The following is a 21416-nucleotide window of genomic DNA, read 5'->3' on the forward strand; positions in this document are numbered from 1 at the left end:
CCGGCACTGGGCGTCGGCTCCGGGACGCGGTCGCCGACAACCGTCAGGTCCGGCGTGTACGGCGGCGGTTGGGGCGTTAGGTAGGAAACGGGTGAGCCTCGCCGCGCTCAGCCCACCAGCCCCAACTCCCTCGCGATCAGCATCCGCTGCACCTCGCTCGTCCCCTCCCCGATCTCCAGGATCTTGGAGTCGCGCCACATGCGGGCGACCGGGTACTCGTTCATGAAGCCGTAGCCGCCGTGGATCTGGGTGGCGTCGCGGGCGTTGTCCACCGCGATCGTCGAGGAGTACAGCTTCGCCAGGGCGGCTTCCTTCTTGAAGGGGTCGCCGGACACCAGGCGGGACGCCGCGTCGCGCCAGGCGAGGCGGGCCGTGTGGGCCTTCATCTCCATGTCGGCGAGCTTGAACTGGATCGCCTGGTTCGAGCCGATGGGGCGGCCGAAGGCATGCCGCTCCTTCGCGTACGTCACCGACTCGTCGACACAGCCCTGGGCGAGCCCCGTCGCCAGCGCCGCGATGGCGATGCGGCCCTCGTCGAGGATGCGCAGGAACTGGGCGTAGCCCCGGCCCTCCTCGCCCAGCAGGTTCGCCGCCGGGACCCGGACGTCGGAGAACGACAGCTCGCGGGTGTCCGAGGCGTTCCAGCCGACCTTCGAGTACGGTGCCGCGACCGAGAAGCCGGCCGTGCCGGACGGGACGATGATCGCCGAGATCAGCGGCCTGCCGTCCGGCTTGCGGCCGGTGACCGCCGTGACCGTCACCAGGCCCGTGATGTCCGTGCCGGAGTTGGTGATGAAGCACTTGGTGCCGTTGATCACCCACTCGTTCGTCTCCGCGTCGAGCCGGGCCGTCGTACGCGTCGCCCCCGCGTCGGAGCCGCCGTCCGGCTCCGTGAGGCCGAACGCGCCGAGCATCTCGCCCGTGCAGAGGCGCGGGAGCCATTCCCGCTTCTGGGCCTCCGTGCCGTACAGATGGATCGGCATCGCGCCCAGCGAGACGCCCGCCTCCAGTGTGATCGCCACCGACGAGTCGACGCGCGCGAGTTCCTCCAGCGCGATGCCGAGGGCGAGATAGTCGCCGCCCATGCCGCCGTACTCCTCCGGGAACGGCAGCCCGAACAGGCCCATGCGGCCCATCTCACGGACGATCTCGTACGGGAACTCGTGCCGCTCGTAGAAGTCGCCGATCTTGGGGGCGACGACGTCGTGAGCGAACTCCTCGACGGTGCGGCGGAGTTCCTCCAGCTCGGGGGAGAGACGGTGGTCCATGGCAGGTCACTGCTCCTTGGGGTCCTTGTGGGACAAGGCTCGGACGGTACGAGAAGGGCTGGGTCGGCCCAGTTGTTCGGCCATCCACGTGCTCGTGGCGACGAGGCGGGCGAGGTCGACTCCCGTGTCGATGCCGAGGCCCTGAAGCATCCACACGAGGTCTTCGGTGGCGAGGTTGCCGGTCGCGGACTTCGCGTACGGGCAGCCGCCGAGGCCGCCCGCGGAGGCGTCGACCGTGGTGACGCCGTACTGGAGGGCGGCCAGGGTGTTGGAGAGCGCCTGGCCGTACGTGTCGTGGAAGTGCACGCCCAACGCGCCCGTGGGGACCCGGGCTTCGGTGAGCTCGGTGAGCAGCGCCAGGACGTGGCCCGGCGTCGCCACCCCGATCGTGTCGCCCAGGCTCAGCTCGTCGCAGCCCATGTCGAGGAGGGCCCGGCAGACCCGGACGACCTGGGGGACCGGGACCGCGCCCTCCCACGGGTCGCCGAAGCACATCGACAGGTAGCCGCGCACGTGGACGTCCTCGGCCTTCGCCCTCGCCACCACCGGCTCGAACATCGCCAGCGCCTCGTCGACCGTGCGGTTGAGGTTGGCCTTGGCGAAGGACTCGGTGGCGCTCGCGAAGACGGCGACGCGACGGGCGCCCAGCGCGAGGGCCCGGTCCAGGCCGCGTTCGTTCGGCACGAGGACCGGGAGCGCCACCTCCAAGTCGCTCACGAGCGGGAACAGGTGCTCCGCGTCGGCCAGTTGGGGCACCCACTTGGGGTGGACGAAGCTGGTGGCCTCGATGGTCGTCAGGCCGGCCTCGGCCAGCCGGCGGACGAACTCCGCTTTGACCTCGGTGGGCACGGTCGCCTTCTCGTTCTGCAGGCCGTCGCGCGCGCCGACCTCGTGGATGCGGACGCGCGCGGGCAGGCCCGGGGCCGGTACGACCATAGGGAGGCCCAGTTCCGGAGTGCTCATGCCGTCTCCTCCTCCACGGGGGCGATGACCGCCAGTACCTGGTCCATGGCGACCGTCGAGCCCGGGGCAACGTCCAGCTCGGTGACCGTGCCGGCGTGCGGGGCGGAGATGACGTGCTCCATCTTCATCGCCTCGACGACCAGCAGGCTCTGTCCGGCGGTCACCTCGTCGCCGACGGCGACCTTCACGACGGTGACCGTGCCGGGCATCGGCGCGGTGAGGGAGTCGGCGCCCGCGTGCCCGGCCCGGGTGAGCGAGGCGGCGACCGGGTCGTGGTCGCGCACGTGCCACGCGTCGCCGTCACGGCCGAGCCAGGTGCCGTCCGGCAGCGCGGCGAAGGTGTGGGCGATCCCGTCGAGGTGGACGGTGAAGCGTGCCTCGGCGCCCGGGCCCGGGGGCGGACCCGCGCGTACCGGGAGGGGCGTCTCCGCGCCGTCGGGCAGTACCTCCGCCCCGCCGCCCGGTGTGCTGCGCACGCGGACGGTGAGCGGGTCGTGCCCCGCCACCCGCAGGTGGTGCGCCGTCCAGGCCCGTTCGCCGCCCAGGCGCCAGCCGTCCGTGGCGGAGAACGGGTCGGCCCAGCCGGGCCCGTCCGCGCCGAGTGCGGCCTGGCGCAGCAGCGTCGCCGCCACGTACACCTCCTGCGGCACCTCGGCCGGTACGAGCCCCTCGACCTCCCGCTCGACCAGCCCCGTGTCCAACTCGCCCGCCACCACCGCCGGATGCGCGAGCAGCCGCCGCAGGAACCCGGCGTTGGTCGGCACGCCCAGCGTGACCGTCTCCGCGAGGGCCGCCCGGAGCTTGCGGAGCGCGGTCGCCCGGTCCGGGCCGTACGCGATCACCTTGGACAGCATCGGGTCGTACAGGCTGCCGACCTCGGTGCCCTCGCTGAGCCCGGAGTCGGTGCGTACGCCGTCGCCCTGCGGCTCGTGGAGCTTCAGCACCGTGCCGCCGGAGGGCAGGAACCCGCGGGTGGGGTCCTCGGCGCAGAGGCGGGCTTCGATCGCGTGACCGGTGAGCCCGATGTCGTCCTGTTCGTACGGCAGTCGCTCACCGGCCGCGACCCGCAGTTGCCACTCCACCAGGTCGAGGCCGGTGACCAGCTCGGTGACCGGGTGTTCCACCTGGAGGCGGGTGTTCATCTCCATGAAGTAGTACGACGCCGGGTCGTTCCCGGGGACGATGAACTCGACCGTCCCCGCGCCCGCGTACCCGCATGAACGCGCCGCCTGCACGGCCGCCTCGCCCATCGCCGCGCGGGTCTTGTCGTCGAGGAGCACGCTGGGCGCCTCCTCGATGATCTTCTGGTGGCGGCGCTGGAGGGAGCACTCGCGCTCGCCGAGATGGACCACGTGCCCGTGGCCGTCCGCCAGGACCTGGATCTCGATGTGCCGGGGCCGGTCGACCCACCGCTCGACGAGCAGCGTGTCGTCGCCGAAGGAGGCGCGGGCCTCGCGGCGGGCGGCGGCGATCTCGTCGGCGAGGACCGACGGGTCCCGCACCAGCCGCATGCCCTTGCCGCCCCCGCCCGCGCTCGGCTTCAGCAGCACCGGCATGCCGATCTCCCGGGCGGCGTCGGCGAGTTGGGCGTCCGTGAGCCCGCTGCCGCTCGAGCCGGGGACGACCGGCACTCCTGCTGCCTGCACGGTCTCCTTGGCGCGGATCTTGTCGCCCATGAGTGAGATGGCGTCGGCCGGCGGCCCGATGAACACCAGCCCCGCGTCGGCGCACGCGCGCGCGAAGCCGGCGTTCTCGGCGAGGAAGCCGTAGCCGGGGTGGACGGCCTGGGCGCCGGTGCGGGCGGCCGCCTCCAGGAGCCGCTCGGCGGACAGATAGCTCTCGGCGGCGGGCGCCGGACCGATCCGTACGGCCGTGTCGGCCTCCCGGACGTGCCGGGCGTCCGCGTCGGCGTCGGAGAAGACGGCCACCGAGCGCACGCCCAGCGACCGCAGCGTACGGATCACGCGGACGGCGATCTCGCCCCGGTTGGCCACAAGGACTGTGTCGAACATCGTGGTGAAGCCCCTCGTCGTCATGGCGCCCCTCACATCCGGAAGACGCCGAACTGGGGGTCGCCCAGTGGCGCGTTGGCGCACGCGGTCAGGGCCAGCCCCAGTACCTGCCGGGTGTCGAGCGGGTCGATGACCCCGTCGTCCCACAGCCGGGCGGTCGCGTAGTAGGCGTTGCCCTGGCGTTCGTACTGCGCGCGGATCGGCGCCTTGAAGGCGTCCTCCTCCTCGGCGGGCCACTGCTCGCCGCGGGCCTCCAACTGGTCCCGCTTCACCGTGGCCAGGACCGACGCGGCCTGTTCGCCGCCCATGACGGAGATCTTGGCGTTGGGCCACATCCACAGGAAGCGGGGGGAGTAGGCCCGGCCGCACATGGAGTAGTTCCCGGCGCCGTACGACCCGCCGACGACGACCGTCAGCTTGGGCACGCGCGTGCAGGCGACGGCCGTGACCATCTTGGCGCCGTGCTTGGCGATGCCGCCGGCCTCGTAGTCCTTGCCGACCATGAAGCCGGAGATGTTCTGCAGGAACAGGAGCGGGATCCCGCGCTGGTCGCAGAGCTCGATGAAGTGGGCGCCCTTCTGGGCGGACTCGGAGAACAGGATGCCGTTGTTGGCGACGATCCCCACCGGGTGGCCCTGGATGCGGGCGAAGCCGGTGACGAGGGTCTGCCCGAACTCGGACTTGAACTCGGCGAAGCGGGAGCCGTCGACCACGCGCGCGATGATCTCGCGTACGTCGTAGGGGGTACGGGAGTCGACCGGCACGGCGCCGTACAGCCCGTACGGGTCGACCTTGGGCTCCGCGGCGGGCGTGACCTCCCAGGGGAGGGGCCCGCGCGCGGGGAGCGTGGCGGCGATGGTGCGCACGATCCGCAGGGCGTGCGCGTCGTCCTCCGCGAGGTGGTCGGTGACGCCGGACACGCGCGCGTGCACCTCGCCGCCGCCGAGCTCCTCCGCGGTGACGACCTCGCCGGTGGCGGCCTTCACGAGCGGGGGGCCGCCCAGGAAGATCGTCCCCTGGTTGCGCACGATCACCGCCTCGTCGCTCATGGCGGGGACGTACGCCCCTCCCGCGGTGCACGACCCGAGCACCGCGGCGATCTGCGGAATCCGGGCGCCGGACATCCGGGCCTGGTTGTAGAAGATCCGCCCGAAGTGCTCGCGGTCGGGGAAGACCTCGTCCTGCATGGGCAGGAAGGCGCCGCCGGAATCGACGAGGTAGATGCACGGAAGCCGGTTCTCGAGGGCGACCTCCTGCGCGCGCAGGTGCTTCTTGACCGTCATCGGGTAGTACGTCCCGCCCTTGACGGTGGCGTCATTGGCGACGATCACGCACTCGCGCCCGCCGACCCGGCCGATCCCGGCGATGACGCCGGCGGCCGGGGCCTGTCCCTCGTACATCCCCTCGGCCGCGAGGGGCGCCAGCTCCAGGAAGGGCGAGCCGGGATCGAGGAGGGCGTCGACCCGGTCCCGGGGCAGCAGCTTGCCGCGCGCGGTGTGCCGTGCCCGTGCCTTCTCGCCGCCGCCCAGGCGGGCCGCGGCGAGCTTGCCGCGCAGTTCCCCGACGAGTGCGAGGTGGCCCTTCTCGTTGGCCCGCCAGGCCTCGGACGCGGGATCTGCCGCGCTCGTCAGCTCTGCTGCCTCCTGCATCCTGCGGTCCCCTCACCCAGCGATCGACTGTTAATGAGCGTTAACCATTTCCATCAGGTTAACGACCGCTAACCTCCCTGTCTAGAATTACTTTCATGGCCACGAGAACCGACGCCCCCACCCGCCGCGAGCAGATCCTCAAAGAGGCCGCGCGACTGTTCGCCGAACGCGGCTTCCATGGCGTCGGCGTCGACGAGATAGGTGCCGCGGTCGGCATCAGCGGGCCCGGTCTGTACCGGCACTTCGCGGGCAAGGACGCGATGCTGGCGGAGCTGCTGGTGGGGATCAGCGGGCAGCTGCTGACGGGGGCGAAGCGGCGGGCCCAGGAGGCGGACGGGGTCGACCCGGAGGTCCTCCTCGACTCCCTGATCGAGGGCCACATCGACTTCGCCCTGGACGACCGTCCCCTCATCACCCTGCACGACCGTGAGCTGGACCGCCTCCGCGACAGTGACCGCAAGCTGGTGCGGCAGCTTCAGCGGCAGTACGTCGAGCTGTGGGTGGAGGTGGTGCGGAAGGTGTACCCGGCGCTCGGCGAGCCGACGGCACGGTCTGCTGTGCACTCGGTGTTCGGGCTGCTGAACTCGACGCCGCATCTGGGGAGGGCGGGGGCGTTGCCGGGGCGGGGGGTCACCGCGGGGTTGCTGCATCGGATGGCTCGGGGGGCGTTCGCGGCTGCGGGTGGGTGAGGGTGCACCCGGCCTCCGGCCGGGTTTTGTTGTTCCCACCCGCACCACCCGTACAACCTTCATCGTCGGGTGCGGGTGGCCCTCATGGGGGCGGAGCACCGTCGGCGGCTGCGGGCTTGTGCGGGGCTCCGGGGTTTACGTGACGAGCGTTACCTGGACGCGCCTTCCTACTCACCGGTACGGTAAGTGAGCAAGCGCTTAGACATGCCGAGAGTACGTGGAGGTGGCGCGGTGCGCCGTACGGTGTTCAACGAGGATCACGAGGCGTTCCGGGAGACCCTGCGCGCCTTCATCGAGGCCGAGGTCGTCCCGGTCTACGACGAGTGGTTCGCGGCAGGCCAGGCGCCGCGCGACTTCTACTACAAGCTCGCCGAGCTCGGCGTCTTCGGCATCCGCGTCGACGAGGAGTACGGCGGCGCCGGCATCGACTCGTACAAGTTCGAAGCCGTGATGTACGAGGAGACCGCGCGCGCGGGCGTCCAGTTCGGCGGCTCCGGCGTGCACGTGCTGCTCGGCCTGCCGTACATCAAGATGCTCGCCACCGACGAGCAGAAGAAGCGCTTCCTGCCGAAGTTCGTCTCCGGCGAGGAGATGTGGGCGCTCGCGATGACCGAGCCGGGCACCGGCTCCGACCTCGCGGGCATGAAGACCACCGCCAAGCTCTCCGAGGACGGCACGCACTACGTCCTCAACGGCTCCAAGACCTTCATCACCGGCGGCGTCCACGCCGACCGCGTGATCGTCTGCGCCCGCACCTCCGCGCCCACCGCCGAGGACCGCCGCTTCGGCATCTCCCTCTTCGCGGTGGACACCAAGTCCGAGGGCTACTCCATCGGCCGCAAGCTCGACAAGCTCGGCCTGAAGACCTCCGACACCGCCGAGCTGGCGTTCGTAGACGTCAAGGTCCCCGTCGAGGACCTCCTCGGCGAGGAGAACAAGGGCTTCTACTACCTCGGCCACAACCTGGCCTCCGAGCGCTGGGGCATCGCCTTCGGCGCCTACGCCCAGGCCAAGGCCGCGGTCCGGTTCGCCAAGGAGTACGTGCAGGACCGCACCGTCTTCGGCAAGACCGTCGCCTCCTTCCAGAACACCAAGTTCGAACTGGCCGCCTGCCAGGCCGAGGTGGACGCGGCCGAGGCCGTCGCCGACCGCGCGCTCGAGGCCCTCGACGCGGGCGAGCTGACCCCCGCCGAGGCCGCCAGCGCCAAGCTGTTCTGCACCGAGGTCGCGCACCGCGTGATCGACCGCTGCCTCCAGCTGCACGGTGGGTACGGCTTCATGAACGAGTACCCGATCGCCCGCCTGTACGCGGACAACCGCGTCAACCGCATCTACGGCGGCACCAGCGAGATCATGAAGACGATCATCGCGAAGGACATGGGCCTGTAAGGCTCCGGAAAACACTGACCAGTAGAAATGACTGCATGAGTCAGGCACTACAGAGTCTCCTCGATCTGCTCGACATCGAGCAGATCGAGGTGGACATCTTCCGCGGCCGGTCCCGGTCCGCCGTCGTCCCACGCGTCTTCGGCGGGCAGGTCGCGGCCCAGGCGCTCGTCGCCGCCGGGCGAACGGTCCCCGAGGACCGCCTCGCCCACTCGCTCCACGCGTACTTCCTGCGTCCCGGCGACCCCGGCGCGCCGATCGTCTACACGGTCGACCGTATGAACGACGGCCGTTCCTTCACCGCGCGCCGCGTCGTCGCCGTCCAGCACGGACAGCCGATCTTCGCGCTGTCCGCCTCCTTCCAGCGGCACGAGGAGGGCTTCGAACACCAGGCTCCGATGCCGCTCTCCGTCGACCCCGTCACGCTGCCCACCTCCGAGGAGCGGCTACGCGGCTACGGCCACCTCGACCCGGAGGTCGTGGAGAGGTTCCTGGAGGCGCGCGAGGCGATCGACCTGCGCTACGTCGACGAGCCGCCGTACGGCACCTTCGGCGAGCCGCGCGAACCGCACTCCCAGGTCTGGTTCCGCACCAACGGCAAACTCGGCGGTGCCATCGACGAACCGCTGCTGCACGTCGTCCTCGCCACGTACGTCTCCGACATGACGCTCCTCGACTCGGTGCTCCTCGCGCACGGCCGCGGCGGCTGGGCGGTCGGTGACGTCGTCGGCGCCTCCCTGGACCACGCGATGTGGTTCCACCGCCCGTTCCGCGCCGACGAATGGCTCCTCTACGACCAGGAGTCGCCCTCGGCCCACGGCGGCCGCGGCCTCGGCCAGGCCCGCATCTACACGCAGGACGGGCAGCTGGCCATCTCGGTCATCCAGGAAGGCGTGGTCCGCGCCCCTCGGTGACGACCGGCCCTAGGCCAGCCCCGCCTCCGCCAACAGATACGCCGTCATCGGGTCGTAGTAGCGCGGGCTGACCACATGGTCGTCGAGCGGGACCGACACCTGGACCGTGCCCTCCGCCTCCGCGAGGAACAGCGCCGGGTCGTTGCAGTCGGCGTATCCGACGGAGTCGACGCCGTGCTGCCCGGCGTAGCCCGCCCAGCCGTGGTCGGCGACGACCAGGTCGGGCAGCGGGCGGCCCGCGCGCTCCAGGGCGGTGAGGATGGCCTTCATCGGCTCGCCCGAGTGGGTGTGCCACAGGGTGGCGCCGTGCTCCAGGACCGCCACGTCCGCGAACTGCATGACGTAGCCCTCGTCCGTCTGCAGCCCGTCCGGGATGACCACGATCTCGCAGCCGGCCGTGCGCAGGGCGTCGGCCGTGGCCCGGTGCACGTCGAGCAGGCCGCCGGGGTGGCCGGTGGCGAACAGGACCCGCTGCTGTCCGTCGGCCGCCTTGCGCAGTCGGCCCGCCATGCGCTCCAGGCCGGCCACCGTCAGCTGGGGGTCGATGGTGTCCTGGCCGTAGCGGAACTCCGGGTCGTCGTTCACACCCACCCGCTCCGCCATCACCGCGAGCACGTCCTGCTCGTCGGTCCAGCGGTCGCCGAGCTCCAGGCCGAGCCAGAAGTTGCGGACGCCGTTGGCGAGCTGGCGGTAGTGGGAGAGGTTGTTCTCACGCGGGGTGGCGACGTCGCCCGCGATACGGGTCTTCACAAGGTGCTCGACGAGCTCGTCGCGGCTGGGGGTCCCGGATATCGGCATGTCCCCCATTGTGAGGCAGACCTCCGTGCGAACACCCGTCGTCCCGCACGCTGGGACGTGGGTCACGTGGTGGTCAGAGCCGCCGCAGCGCGAACCACAGCTCCATCCGTACGTCCGGCTCGTCCAGGTCCGCCGCCAGCAGCGCCGCGCACCGGGCGATGCGCTGCCGCACGGTGTTGCGGTGCACGCCCAGCGCCACCGCCGTACGGTCCCAACTGCCGTGCAGCGACAGCCAGGTGCGCAGCGTCTCGGCGAGCACGGGGGTGAGGGGCGCGAGCAGCGCCCGGGCGTGCGCCTCGGCCTCCTCCTCAGGGACCAGGTCGGCCAGGGCCGGGCGGGCTCCGTGCCGGACCAGCGGCGTGCGGGTGGCCCGGGCCCTGGCCAGGGCACGGCCCGCCTGGGCGTCGGCGGAGGCCCACTCGCCCGGACCGACGGCGGCGCTGACGCCCAGCGTCCAGCCGGGCTGCGGCGCCGGTTCCCGCTCGGCCGGCACGAGCACCCGTACGACGTCCCGCGCCAGGTCGACCAGCGGCGAGCCGAGCGATGCGCCCAGCGCGGAGGACGCCACGGCGTCGGGAGCGTGGCCGTCCGGCCGCGCGTGCACGACGACCCACCGCTCCCCGCCGAGGAGCGGCGCGACCGCCTCCGGCGCGGCGCCCAGCAGTACCCGTACCAGCGCGGAGGATCTGGCCGCCCCCGTACCGCTCTGGTGCTCGCCGGTGAGCAGGGCCAGCAGCACGGCGGCGACGGACGCGATGGCGTGATCCCCGGGTTGTCGCCGCGGGGCGGTGACGCCGAGCACGAAGCCCTGACCGGCCCCGAGGGCGTAGGCGGAGAGGTGGGTGCCGGCGATGGTGTCAGTGGCGGAGGTGGGGGTGGGGGCGGCGGCGGGGAGGCTGGTCGCGGGACGGGCGCCGGCGGCACCAGAGGCCGACGAGCCGCCGGCGACCGGAGTGATGCGGGCGCCGGTGGCACCGGGGCCCGCGGTGCCGCGGGTGGCACCGGGGCCGGCGGAGCTGTGGGTGGCACCAGGGCCCGCGGAGCCGCGGGTGGCACCCGGACCCGCGGCTCCGCCGGTGGCATCAGAGAACGCCGAGCCGCCGGTGGCATCAGAGCCCGCCGAGCCGCCGGCGGCCGGGGCCGTGCGGTCCGCGGCGAGCGGCTCGCCCTGCCGCGGCGGCGCCCCACCGGGCCGCTGGGGGGCGGTACCGGGTCGCATGGCCTCCGCCGTCCCGGCCGGGGTTTCTCGCACCTCGCCTGCCGGTGGTGGCGGTGCCCCGCCGGGCCGCTGGGAGGCGGTACTCGGCCGCACGGCCTCCGCCGTCCCGGCCGGAGTTTCCCGCCCCCCGCCTGCCGGCGGTGGGGCCCCGCCGGGCCGCCGGGAGGCGGTACCGGGTCGCACGGTCTCGGCCGTCCCGGCCGGGGTTTCCCGCCCCCCGCCTGCCGGTGGTGGCGGCGCCCCGCCGGGCCGCCGGGAGGCAGTACCGGGCCGCACCGCCTCCGCCAACCCGGCGGGGGTTTCCCGCACCCCGCCTGCCGTCGGCGGCGCCCCGCCGGGCCGCTCGGACGCGGTGCTCGGTCGCACGACCTCCGCCAATCCGGCCAGGGCCTCCGGCACCCCGCGCCCCGGCTCCGCCCGTCCCGCCGCCGCGATCTCGGTTCCCTCCGGCCCGTACAGCACCGCCCGGCCGCCCACGCGCTGGGCGAGCCGGTGCAGGACGGAGGGGATCGGGTCGGGGCGGGAGGCCGCGGCGGCCAGGCTCTGCTGGGCCTCGGTGACGCGGCGGAGTTCGGCGAGGCGGGCCTGGGCCATCAGCTGCCAGACCGCGCGGGCCACGCCCGAGAAGGTGGTCTGCGGCGGGACCTCCACCAGCGGCAGCTCGTACGCCTCGCAGGCCGCGACCAGCGCCCGCGGCACCGTGTCGTGCACCGGCGCCACCCCGAAGCCGAGGGCCGCGCCGCCCGCCGCGACGATCCGGGCGACGTAGTCGTCGAAGTACGTGCCCGAGCCGGCCGCCTCCGGGATGTGCACCCCGGCCGTCAGCAGCAGCTCGCCGCCCAGCAGGTACGGGTACGGGTCCGCCATCTCAGAGGTGTGCGCCCAGTGGATGACGATGTCCGGGTCGGACGGCCCCGCGATCTGCCGCAGGGCGAGGTCCTCACGGGCCAGGAGAGCCGCCAGCGGGACCGGTGGGGTGGGAGGGACAGCGGGGTCCGACATGGTGGACGTTCCCTCCACTCGGAGTTGCTCGAATGGATGAAACGTACACTTCGCAGTCGCTTTCCGGCCACCTAGTGTCGGTGCTCGTCACCCGCAGGCGACACCGAGTGAAGGAGGGCCCCGTGGCCGTCGACTACGCAGTGATCGTCGTCTATCTGGCAGGCATGCTGGCCATGGGCTGGTGGGGCATGCGCCGCGCCAAGTCGAAGAGCGACTTCCTGGTCGCCGGACGGCGGCTGGGCCCCGCCATGTACTCCGGCACCATGGCCGCCATCGTCCTCGGCGGCGCCTCCACCATCGGCGGCGTGGGCCTCGGCTACCAGTACGGCCTCTCCGGCGCCTGGATGGTCTTCACCATCGGCCTCGGGCTGCTGGCCCTGTCCGTCTTCTTCTCCGCCCGCATCGCCCGCCTCAAGGTCTACACCGTCTCCGAGATGCTGGACCTTCGCTACGGCGGCCGGGCCGGGGTCATCTCCGGCGTGGTCATGTGGGCGTACACCCTCATGCTCGCCGTCACCTCGACCATCGCGTACGCCACGATCTTCGACGTCCTCTTCGACATGAACCGCACCGTCGCGATCGTCCTCGGCGGCTCGATCGTCGTCGCGTACTCGACCCTCGGCGGCATGTGGTCGATCACGCTGACGGACATGGTGCAGTTCGTGGTGAAGACCGTCGGCGTCCTGCTCCTGCTGCTCCCCATCGCCGTCGTGAAGGCGGGCGGCTTCAGCGAGATGAAGGCGCAGCTGCCCACCGAGTACTTCGACCCGCTGGGCATCGGCGGCGAGACGATCTTCACCTACGTGCTGATCTACACGTTCGGCATGCTCATCGGGCAGGACATCTGGCAGCGCGTGTTCACCGCGCGCAGCGACACGACGGCGAAGTGGGGCGGTACGGTCGCGGGTACCTACTGTCTCGTGTACGCCCTCGCCGGCGCCGTCATCGGTACGGCGGCCAAGGTGCTCTACCCGAACCTGGCCAACGCGGACGACGCCTTCGCGACGATCGTGAAGGACGAACTCCCGATGGGCGTGAGGGGGTTGGTGCTGGCCGCCGCGCTCGCGGCCGTCATGTCGACGTCCTCCGGCGCGCTCATCGCCTGCGCCACCGTCGCCAACAACGACATCTGGTCGCGGCTGCGGGGAATGGTCCGGGGGCCCGGTGAGGAGCACGACGAGGTCAGGGGCAACCGCGCCTTCATCCTCGTCATGGGCGTGGCGGTGATCTGTACGGCCATCGCGCTGAACAACGTCGTCGAGGCGCTGACCGTCGCCTACAACCTCCTCGTCGGCGGCCTCCTCGTCCCGATCCTCGGCGGCCTCCTGTGGAAGCGCGGCACCGTGCAGGGCGCCCTCGCCTCCGTGATCGTCGGCGGCATCGCGGTCATCGGCCTGATGGCGTCCTACGGCATTCTCGCCAACGAGCCCGTCTACTACGGCCTGTTGTCCTCCCTGGCCGTGTACCTCGTCGTCTCCCTGGCGACGAAGCCCACCGACGCCGCCGTCCTCGCGGCCTGGCGCGAGCGCCTCGCCGGGCGGGCGCCCGACGTCGCGACCACGCCGGTCCCGGCTCCCCAGTAGCCCGGCCCCGTAAAGTCGTACGAGAAGCAGTACATAACACTCCATACGCGATGAAGCGGATGAAGCGTAAGAAAGAAGGCAGTACCTCATGAGCAGCAACGAGACCCCCCGCGGCCCCGTCGACTCGTCCCGCATCCCGCGGTACGCCGGTCCCGCGACCTTCGCCCGGCTGCCCCGCCTCGACGAGGTCGGCCGTGCCGACGTCGCCGTGGTCGGGGTGCCGTTCGACTCGGGCGTCTCGTACCGGCCGGGCGCCCGCTTCGGCGGCAACGCGATCCGCGAGGCGTCCCGGCTGCTGCGGCCGTACAACCCGGCGCAGGACGCGTCCCCCTTCGCCCTCGCCCAGGTGGCGGACGGCGGCGACATCGCCGTGAACCCGTTCCACATCAACGAGGCGGTCGAGACGATCGAGGCCGCCGCCGACGATCTGCTGGGGACCGGCGCCCGGCTGATGACCCTGGGCGGCGACCACACCATCGCGCTGCCGCTGCTGCGGTCCGTCGCCAAGCAGCACGGTCCGGTGGCGCTGCTGCACTTCGACGCGCATCTCGACACCTGGGACACGTACTTCGGCGCCGAGTACACGCACGGCACGCCGTTCCGGCGGGCGGTGGAGGAGGGGATCCTGGACACGTCGGCGCTGTCGCACGTCGGCATCCGCGGCCCCCTCTACGGCAAGCAGGACCTCACCGACGACGAGAAGCTGGGCTTCGGCATCGTCACGTCCTCCGATGTCTACCGGCGGGGCGCCGACGAGGTGGCCGACCAGCTCCGCCAGCGCATCGGCGACCGTCCCCTCTACATCTCCATCGACATCGACTGCCTCGACCCGGCGCACGCGCCCGGCACCGGCACCCCCGAGGCGGGCGGCATGACCTCCCGCGAGCTGCTGGAGATCCTGCGGGGCCTGGCGTCCTGCAACCTGGTCTCGGCGGATGTCGTCGAGGTGGCCCCCGCGTACGATCACGCGGAGATCACGTCGGTGGCGGCATCCCACACGGCGTACGAACTGACCACGATCATGTCCCGGCAGATCGCAACCGCCCGGAAGGACTCGGAAGCGAAGTGACTCACGACCACGACCTGGTGCTCCGCCCGACGGAGGGGCAGATCTCCGCCGCGCTGAACCCTCCTCCCGGCCGCAACGGCGGAGACCTGGTCGTGGAGACCCTGGCCGCGCTCGGCACGACGACCGTCTTCGGTCTGCCCGGCCAGCACGCGCTGGGGATGTTCGACGCGCTGCGCCGCTCCGACCTGCGGTACATCGGCCTGCGGGTGGAGAACAACGCGGGCTTCGCGGCGGACGCGTACGGCCGGATCACGGGCGAGGCGGCCCCGCTGCTGCTGTCGACGGGGCCGGGTGCGCTGACGTCGCTGGCGGCGCTCCAAGAGGCCGCCGCCGCGTCCGCCCCCGTCCTGGCGATCAGCAGCCAGATCCCGACGGCGGGGCTGGGCGGCGGCCGCCATGGCTATCTGCATGAACTGCCGGACCAGTCGGCCTCGTTCCGGGGGGTCGTGAAGTCGGTTCACACGGTTCGCGCCCAGTCCCAGATCCCGTCCGCGATCGAGGCGGCCTGGAAGTCGGCGCTCTCCGCCCCGCACGGTCCGGTGTGGGTGGAGATCCCCCAGGACGTGCTGCTGGCCGAGACGACCATCCCGGTGGTGACGGGCGGCGACGCCTTCCCCGAGGAGCTGCCGCCGCGCCCCGAACTGACGGCGGTGGCGGCCGACCTGCTGTCGCGCGCGGAGCGGCCCGCGATCATCGCGGGCGGGGGAGTCGTACGGGCGGACGCGTCGGGCAAGCTGAAGCTGCTGGCCGAGGTGTTGAAGGCCCCGGTCGTCACCACACCCGGCGGCAAGGGCGCGTTCCCCTGGAAGCACCCGCTGTCCCTCCAGTCCTGGATCGAGGACCGGCACACGACCGACTTCCTCGAGGACGCGGACGTACTCCTGGTGGTCGGCTCGGGCCTCGGCGAACTCTCCTCCAACTACCACACGTTCAAGCCGCGCGGCCGGGTCGTCCAGATCGAGGCGGACCTCGGCAAACTGGAGTCCAACCACCCGGCGCTGGGCATCCACGCGGACGCGCGACTGGCGTTGCAGGCGCTGCTGGAGACGGTGTCCGAGCGCTCGGACGCTTCCGCGCCGGAGCGTGTCCGTGAGCTCCTCGCAAAGGTCGCCGAACGCCTCGCCTCCCAGGAACTCACCCTGGAACAGGACGTGTTGGCGTCCGTCCGCAAGGCACTGCCCGCCGACTCCCCGTCCTTCTGGGACATGACGATCCTCGCCTACTGGGCCTGGTCGGCCTTCGACGCCAAGGGCCCGAACCACATGCACTCCGCCCAGGGCGCCGGCGGCCTCGGCTACGCCTACCCGGCCGCCCTGGGCGCGGCGGCAGCCGACCCTACCCGACCGGTGCTCGCGGTCTCGGGCGACGGCGGCGCCCTCTACTCGATCGCCGAACTGGCCACCGCCCGCCAGTACGACCTGAACGTCACCTGGCTGATCGTCGACGACGGCGGCTACGGCATCCTCCGCGAGTACATGACGGACGCCTTCGGCGAGGCGACGGCGACGGAACTGACCCGCCCGGACTACGTGGCCCTGGCCGAGTCCTTCGGCGTCCCCGGGGTCCGCACGAGCCCGGAGACCCTGTCGGACGACCTGTCGAAGGCGCTGGCGTCACCCGGGCCCGCGGTGGTCGTCCTCCCGGCGGTGCTGCGGATGTTCGCGGCGACGCATCTGGGCTGAGGCGACGGTCAGCCGGCGGTCGCGGAACGCGGTTCCGCGATGCCGACCAGGAACTCTCCCCGCGGCCGGATGTCGGCCGACCACCCCAACGCGGCGAGTGTGTTGGTCAGTTGCCCAGGGTCATGGAAGACCTTCACGATGCGGTACCGGCTGCCGTCGTCGAGCCGACGCACCTCCGCGGCCACGTCCTCACGGGCGGCCGCGGCGGGGCCCTCGTCGATGAAGACCACTTTGCCGTGCGGTGCGAGCGCGGCGGCGACGGTGTCCCAGAAGTCGCCCATCCGGGACGGCGGGACGTGGGAGAGCCAGAAGGCGAAGAACACGGTGTCGTAGCGGCGCGGCGGCCGCCACCGGAACAGGTCGGCCTGATCGAACCGGACGTCCGGGGAGGCCGCCCGAGCCCGGGCGATGCCCAGCACCTCCGGTGAGGCGTCGACAGCGGTCACCGAGCGCGCCCGCGCGGCCAATGCCCCGGTCCACTGCCCCGTTCCGCAGGCCAGCTCCAGGACGTCCCCGGCGATCGGGAGGTCGTCGACCGCGGTCAGAAGCTCGCGCAGGTCCGCACGCTCGGCATAGACCCGGTCGTACTCGGGCGCACGGGCCCGGTAGTAAGCAATCTGCTCCGCCAGCAGGGCATCCTCATTGATTGCCATGCCCTCGACAGTAACGGGCTCGGCCATACGTCGTCCCGGAACAAGCCAATTGCCGGGGCCAGTTGAGAGGGCCGGCAGCGATCACGCGAGTCTTGAGAGCCCAACCACGCAGCCGGAGAGGCGCCTCCATGCACAGCACAGCCGAATTCATCGCGGACACCTACGCGCTCGGCCCCGGACCGTGGACGATGACACCGGTCACTCGTGGCGCGCTGGGGCAGATCTGGAAGCTGTCGGCGCCCGGGAACGCGAACGGGACCGGCACCTCCTGGGCGGTGAAGGAGCTGCTCTTCGGCTGTGACGAGCGGCAGGTCGGCCGGGAAGCCGCACTGCGGAACGCCTCGGAGCAGCTGGGGATCTCCTCACCGCGGCTCATGCCGAACCGCGATGGCGCGTACGTCTCACAGCTCACGCCCTCGCTCGGCGGGTCGTACGTGAAGCTGTACGACTGGGTCGAGGGGACGCGGGCGGACCCTTCCGAGCCGGAGATGCTGAGCTGGTGCGGCCGGACGCTGGCCCTGCTGCACAGGGCAGGGGAGGGCGCCGCCGCCGGGGCGCCGAGTGACTGGTACGAGCAGTGCCCGCAGGAAGCCGACTGGGAGCAGCTGCACAAGGAGACTCAGCGGGCCGGCATGCCGTGGGCGGACGCGCTGGGCCGGTTCATCGCCACCTCGGCGGCGGAGTTGGCGCGCTACGTCACGCCGTCCGGTCCCGGAGGTCTGGTGACGTCCCATCTCGACATGCAGCCCCAGAACGTGCTGGTCGGTCCGGCCGGGCCGGTGCTCCTCGACTGGGACAACGCCGGGGTCATATCGGCGGAGCGGGAGCTTGCCCGTGCCGTGTACGTATGGGCGGGCGGGAACGACTTCCACGCCGATTCCGCACGGCAGCTGGTGCGGGCGTATCGGGATGCCGGAGGCCCCGGAGCCGTCAAGGGCCTGGAGTCCTTCTCGATGCTCTTCGCGACGGACCTGAACTTCGTCTACGTACAGGCCGAGTGCGCGGTCGATCCGACCGTGACCGCCGCGCAGCGCGCGTTCGGCAGCGATCGGGTCGTCGCTTCTCTGCGGAGCCTGCCGGGCCTGGCCGCCGTAGCGCGCTTGGCGGAAGCGATCGAGGGCCCGGCCTGATCTCGGTCTCTTCGGCCGGGCCCCTTCCGCCGTGCTGCTACCAGATCGCCTCGACCCACTCCGGGTGGTCGATGAACGGGTTCCGGTTGCCCTGGTAGTTGGAGTAGATGAGGTTCTGACGGCGCTCCTCGAAGGCGTCCGGCGGGTCCGCCTCGTTCCATGCCTTGAGGACTGAGAGTCGGCCGTGGAGGGGGACGCTGCCGTTGGTCACCGCGTCGTTGGGCTCCAGGTCGGGCCAGCTGTCGTCGCCCTCGTAGCGGACGGCCATGTACAGGATCATGCGGGCCACGTCGCCCTTGACGGCGGCGCGGGGCTCGAAGGAGTTCGAGTCGGTGAGGCTGCCACCGGAGTTGGTGAAGCTGCTGCCGCCGTTGTCGAAGTCCTTGTTGCCGCGGATGCTGTTGACCTGGACGTCCTCGGGGCGCAGGTGGTGCAGGTCGGTGCCGGGGCCGGCCGAGGTGCCGAAGTCGCCGTGGGACTGCGCCCACACGTGCTCGCGGTTCCAGTTGCCGGTGTTGCCGCCGTTCAGGGTCTTGCTGCGGGAGATCCCGGAGTAGAGCAGCTTGACGTTGCTGCTGTTGTTCGGGTCCTGGTCGGTGACCTTCAGCGCTTCCCAGACGGCCGAGTACGAGAGCTTCGTCTGGGGGGTGATGATCGTGTGGAGGGACGACTTCAGGCTCGTCCCCGTCTTGCCGATCGCGTTCTTGTAGTACGTCGCGTCGTACGCGGTCGTGGTGGCCGCGGCCGGGGTCGCGGTCAGCGCGGGAGCGGCGAGGCCGACCAGGACGGCGGAGACGGCGAACGCCACGGGCTTCCAGCGGCGCGTGCGTATGGAGGTGACGGGCATCGGGGGTGTCCGTTCTACGCGGGTTGATTGAGCGGGCAATCGGGAGCGTGACATGGACATGCGGCCGTGTCCATGAACTGAACATGTCGATCAGATGACCGAAACCGGCAATTTGCCCCTTGTCTACGCGAGTTGACATACCAAAACGCCCCCTGACCAGTGGCCAGGGGGCGTTGTGTCGGGGCTTGGCTCAGCCGACGTCCGACGCGTCCAGGCGGTAGACCGTCGACGTGCTGCTCTGCGAGGAGGAGGCCGAGTTGTACTCGCTCTCCTTCACCGCCGTCCCGTTCTTCTGCACCCATGCCGTGACCGCCGAGCTGACGCCGGAATCACCCATACCGCCGCCCATGCCGCCGCCACCGAGCTGGACGTAGTGCAACTCGCCCTTCTTCACCAGCTCCTTGAGCTTGGCGAGTGTCATCGCCTTGTCGCTGCCGGACCAGCCCCACATGGAGATGACGGGCTCGCCGCTGCTGACGATGAGCTGCGCGGCACTCTGCGAACTCGACACGGCCAACAGCCACTTGGCGCCGTCCTGGTGCTTCTCCAGGTATGCGACGAGCTCGCTGCTCGCGCCGCCGCCCATGCCACCGCCGCCCATGCCACCGCCGCCCATGCCACCGCGGCCGGTGGTAACGCCGGTGCCCCCGGGCGGCGTACCGCCTGTTTCACCGGCACCGCCCGGAGCCTGGCCGCCGCTCTGGTCGCCGCTCTGGCCGCCGGGCAGTTCGCCGTTGCCGCCGCCGGGCGTCATCTGACCGCCGCTGTCGCCCTGTTGCTGTCCCCCCGCCTGCCCGCCCGGCAGCTCACCGCCACCGAAGTCACCCCGGCCGCCGGCACCGCCCCCACCGGGGCCACCCCCGAAGCCGCTCCCCGTCGACGGCCCGGCCGTCGGGTTCGTACCCCCGCCCATACCGCCTCCGCCGCCCGACCCGGACGGCACCGACCAGGCGTACGCGGCCGGGCCCGCCACCGCGGCGACGATCGCCGCGACCACCGAGGCCGCCAGCAGCCGTACCCGGTTGCCGGAGCGGAAGACGAGCAGACCCGCGATCGCCAGCGCCATGACCACCGCGACCGTCGGCCACAGCCAGGTGTTCCAGCCGGAGGCCCGGCGCAGCAGTACGACGGACCAGAGCGCCGTGACGGCCAGCGCCGCCGGCAGCACCCACACCCAGCGCCGGTCGGCGCGGAAGGCGCGCAGCAGCAGGACGCCGCCGCCCCCGCACAGTGCCGCGATGCCCGGGGCGAGCGCGGTTGTGTAGTACGGGTGCATGGTGCCCTCGGCCATGGCGAACGTCAGGTAGTGCAGCGCGGTCCAGCCGCCCCACAGCACCAGCGCGGCCCGTGTCACGTCCGTACGTGGCGCTCGGCCGCACAGCACCAGGCCGCCGGCGCAGGCGATCGCCGCGAAGGGGATCAGCCAGGAGATCTGGCCGCCGAGAACGTCGTTGAAGAGGCGCCCGAGGCCCGCCGTACCGGAGAAGCCGCCGCCCCCGCCGCCTCCGCCCCCGCCGTTGCCCTCGCCGCCGAAGATCCGGCCCAGGCCGTTGTAACCCATGATCAGGTTCCAGGCGCTGCCGTCCGTCGAGCCGCCGATGTACGGCCGCGAGGAGGCGGGGACCAAGGACACGGCCGCCGCCCACCAGAAGCTGGAGACGGCGAGTGCCACGGCCGCCAGAGCCAGGTGCACGGCCTTCTTTCTCCAGCCGAGCCTCGACGCGTACACGTACACGGCGAAGACGGCCGGCAGGGCGATGTAGCCCTGGAGCATCTTGGTGTTGAAGGCGAGCCCGAAGCACACCGCGGAGCCGATCAGCGGCAACAGCCGGTCGGTGCGGACCGCCCGCAGGGCCAGCGCCGCACCGCCCACCATCAGCAGCACCAGCAGCGTGTCGGGGTTGTTGTCGCGGTTGATGGCGACCGTGATCGGGGTCAGGGCGAGGACCAGCGCGGCGACGGCCGCCGCCGCGTGCCCGAACACCCGCTTCACGGACGAGTGCAGGATCCAGATCGTGCCGAGCGCGGCCGCGATCACCGGCGCCATCATCTGCCAGGTGCCGTACCCGAGGATCCGGCACGACAGGCCCATGACCATCAGCGCGAAGGGCGGCTTGTCGACGGTGATGAAGTTCCCGGCGTCCAACGAGCCGAAGAACCAGGCCTTCCAGCTCTGCGTGCCGCTCAGCACGGCCGCGCTGTAGAAGCTGTTCAGGCCCGAGCCGGACAGGTTCCAGGCGTAGAGCACCGCCGCCAGGATCATGATCGCGATCAGCGCGGGGAGCGACCAGCGGGGTGCCGTGTCCTCAGGCGCCGCGGGCGGGGCCGGCGGCGGCAGGTCGGGGGTCACGGTCGGGTGGAGGTGGGGATCGGTGGCTGATGTCACCCGGGCACGATGCCTGCGCCGGATGGGCGCGGACTGTGCCTTGCCTGGGGGGAGCCTGTGGATGGATGAGATACCGGTAAGAGTGTGCGGCTCGGTGCACCAGGTGCTCTGTCCCGGGAGGTTGCGGAGGGGGCACGCAACGGACACTCTTCGTAAGGCGACGAAG

General features: G+C 71.7%; 16 protein-coding genes. 7 read left to right on the forward strand and 9 right to left on the reverse strand.

The features are described from left to right. Positions 1–107: 107 nt before the first annotated feature. From OG252_RS31700 to OG252_RS31715, 4 genes are read right to left on the reverse strand one after another with little or no spacing between them, the layout of a single operon-like run. On the reverse strand, positions 108–1268 hold the full coding sequence (locus OG252_RS31700) for an acyl-CoA dehydrogenase family protein (RefSeq protein WP_266439261.1): 1161 nt from the start codon (positions 1266–1268) through the stop codon (positions 108–110). A gap of 6 nt (positions 1269–1274) precedes the next feature. Continuing rightward, positions 1275–2231, reverse strand: coding sequence for a hydroxymethylglutaryl-CoA lyase (locus tag OG252_RS31705; protein WP_329340352.1), 957 nt, complete (start codon positions 2229–2231; stop codon positions 1275–1277). Next, entirely contained in the window at positions 2228–4243 is a 2016-nt protein-coding gene (locus OG252_RS31710; protein ID WP_329345227.1) for an acetyl/propionyl/methylcrotonyl-CoA carboxylase subunit alpha, read from the reverse strand. Before OG252_RS31710 ends, OG252_RS31705 begins: the two co-directional genes overlap by 4 nt. A 32-nt stretch (positions 4244–4275) precedes the next feature. Beyond that, positions 4276–5892 (reverse strand): carboxyl transferase domain-containing protein, encoded by a 1617-nt coding sequence (locus OG252_RS31715; protein WP_266439265.1) that lies wholly within the window; start codon positions 5890–5892, stop codon positions 4276–4278. A 95-nt stretch (positions 5893–5987) separates the two neighbouring features. Between OG252_RS31715 and OG252_RS31720 the strand changes: the two genes are divergently transcribed. The 3 genes from OG252_RS31720 (at position 5988) to OG252_RS31730 (ending at position 8881) form a co-directional block, all read left to right on the forward strand. Further along, positions 5988–6581 (forward strand): SACE_7040 family transcriptional regulator, encoded by a 594-nt coding sequence (locus OG252_RS31720; protein ID WP_266439266.1) that lies wholly within the window; start codon positions 5988–5990, stop codon positions 6579–6581. A 231-nt stretch (positions 6582–6812) separates the two neighbouring features. After that, positions 6813–7970 (forward strand): acyl-CoA dehydrogenase family protein, encoded by a 1158-nt coding sequence (locus OG252_RS31725; RefSeq protein ID WP_266439268.1) that lies wholly within the window; start codon positions 6813–6815, stop codon positions 7968–7970. 35 nt (positions 7971–8005) lie between these two features. Further along, positions 8006–8881: an acyl-CoA thioesterase gene (locus tag OG252_RS31730; RefSeq protein ID WP_266439270.1), complete on the forward strand. Its 876-nt coding sequence runs from the start codon at positions 8006–8008 to the stop codon at positions 8879–8881. A 9-nt stretch (positions 8882–8890) separates the two neighbouring features. Here the strand turns inward: OG252_RS31730 and OG252_RS31735 are convergent, their stop codons facing one another. Beyond that, the gene (locus OG252_RS31735) at positions 8891–9679 is read right to left on the reverse strand and encodes a phosphatase (protein WP_266439272.1); all 789 of its coding nucleotides are present in this window, start codon (positions 9677–9679) and stop codon (positions 8891–8893) included. Positions 9680–9752: 73 nt separating this feature from the next. Beyond that, positions 9753–11900: a PucR family transcriptional regulator ligand-binding domain-containing protein gene (locus OG252_RS31740; protein WP_329340357.1), complete on the reverse strand. Its 2148-nt coding sequence runs from the start codon at positions 11898–11900 to the stop codon at positions 9753–9755. Positions 11901–12022: 122 nt separating this feature from the next. On the opposite strand from OG252_RS31740, the gene OG252_RS31745 reads away from it, so the two are divergent. From OG252_RS31745 to OG252_RS31755, 3 genes are all read left to right on the forward strand, one after another. Then, on the forward strand, positions 12023–13483 hold the full coding sequence (locus tag OG252_RS31745; RefSeq protein WP_329340359.1) for a sodium:solute symporter: 1461 nt from the start codon (positions 12023–12025) through the stop codon (positions 13481–13483). A gap of 88 nt (positions 13484–13571) precedes the next feature. Further along, positions 13572–14552 carry an agmatinase gene (gene speB, locus OG252_RS31750; RefSeq protein ID WP_329340361.1) on the forward strand — a complete coding sequence of 327 codons (981 nt, stop codon included), beginning with the start codon at positions 13572–13574 and terminating at the stop codon, positions 14550–14552. Continuing rightward, positions 14549–16234, forward strand: a complete 1686-nt coding sequence (locus OG252_RS31755; RefSeq protein ID WP_329340363.1) for a thiamine pyrophosphate-binding protein — start codon at positions 14549–14551, stop codon at positions 16232–16234. The genes speB and OG252_RS31755 overlap by 4 nt, the downstream gene beginning before the upstream one ends. Before the next feature lie 8 nt (positions 16235–16242). Here the strand turns inward: OG252_RS31755 and OG252_RS31760 are convergent, their stop codons facing one another. Further along, entirely contained in the window at positions 16243–16887 is a 645-nt protein-coding gene (locus OG252_RS31760; protein ID WP_329340365.1) for a class I SAM-dependent methyltransferase, read from the reverse strand. 128 nt (positions 16888–17015) lie between these two features. Between OG252_RS31760 and OG252_RS31765 the strand changes: the two genes are divergently transcribed. After that, on the forward strand, positions 17016–18017 hold the full coding sequence (locus OG252_RS31765) for a phosphotransferase enzyme family protein (RefSeq protein WP_329340367.1): 1002 nt from the start codon (positions 17016–17018) through the stop codon (positions 18015–18017). Positions 18018–18054: 37 nt separating this feature from the next. Here the strand turns inward: OG252_RS31765 and OG252_RS31770 are convergent, their stop codons facing one another. Both OG252_RS31770 and OG252_RS31775 read right to left on the reverse strand, forming a co-directional pair. Continuing rightward, entirely contained in the window at positions 18055–18864 is an 810-nt protein-coding gene (locus tag OG252_RS31770) for an endonuclease I family protein (protein WP_266439285.1), read from the reverse strand. Between the two features lie 190 nt (positions 18865–19054). Beyond that, a complete protein-coding gene (locus OG252_RS31775) occupies positions 19055–21250 on the reverse strand; it encodes an ArnT family glycosyltransferase (protein WP_329340369.1) in 2196 nt (731 codons plus the stop codon). Between the last annotated feature and the right edge of the window lie 166 nt (positions 21251–21416).

It is taken from the genome of Streptomyces sp. NBC_01352, assembly GCF_036237295.1.
Lineage (GTDB): Bacteria > Actinomycetota > Actinomycetes > Streptomycetales > Streptomycetaceae > Streptomyces > Streptomyces plumbiresistens.

What these genes read in the sequence shown, in the direction of transcription:
- speB (WP_329340361.1), top strand. Translation starts at nt 13,572, where the DNA reads ATGAGCAGCAACGAGACCCCCCGCGGCCCCGTCGACTCGTCCCGCATC.
- OG252_RS31765 (WP_329340367.1), top strand. Translation starts at nt 17,016, where the DNA reads ATGCACAGCACAGCCGAATTCATCGCGGACACCTACGCGCTCGGCCCC.
- OG252_RS31715 (WP_266439265.1), bottom strand. Translation starts at nt 5,892, where the DNA reads ATGCAGGAGGCAGCAGAGCTGACGAGCGCGGCAGATCCCGCGTCCGAG.
- OG252_RS31720 (WP_266439266.1), top strand. Translation starts at nt 5,988, where the DNA reads ATGGCCACGAGAACCGACGCCCCCACCCGCCGCGAGCAGATCCTCAAA.
- OG252_RS31770 (WP_266439285.1), bottom strand. Translation starts at nt 18,864, where the DNA reads ATGCCCGTCACCTCCATACGCACGCGCCGCTGGAAGCCCGTGGCGTTC.
- OG252_RS31740 (WP_329340357.1), bottom strand. Translation starts at nt 11,900, where the DNA reads ATGTCGGACCCCGCTGTCCCTCCCACCCCACCGGTCCCGCTGGCGGCT.
- OG252_RS31705 (WP_329340352.1), bottom strand. Translation starts at nt 2,231, where the DNA reads ATGAGCACTCCGGAACTGGGCCTCCCTATGGTCGTACCGGCCCCGGGC.
- OG252_RS31735 (WP_266439272.1), bottom strand. Translation starts at nt 9,679, where the DNA reads ATGCCGATATCCGGGACCCCCAGCCGCGACGAGCTCGTCGAGCACCTT.
- OG252_RS31760 (WP_329340365.1), bottom strand. Translation starts at nt 16,887, where the DNA reads ATGGCAATCAATGAGGATGCCCTGCTGGCGGAGCAGATTGCTTACTAC.
- OG252_RS31710 (WP_329345227.1), bottom strand. Translation starts at nt 4,243, where the DNA reads ATGTTCGACACAGTCCTTGTGGCCAACCGGGGCGAGATCGCCGTCCGC.
- OG252_RS31700 (WP_266439261.1), bottom strand. Translation starts at nt 1,268, where the DNA reads ATGGACCACCGTCTCTCCCCCGAGCTGGAGGAACTCCGCCGCACCGTC.
- OG252_RS31730 (WP_266439270.1), top strand. Translation starts at nt 8,006, where the DNA reads ATGAGTCAGGCACTACAGAGTCTCCTCGATCTGCTCGACATCGAGCAG.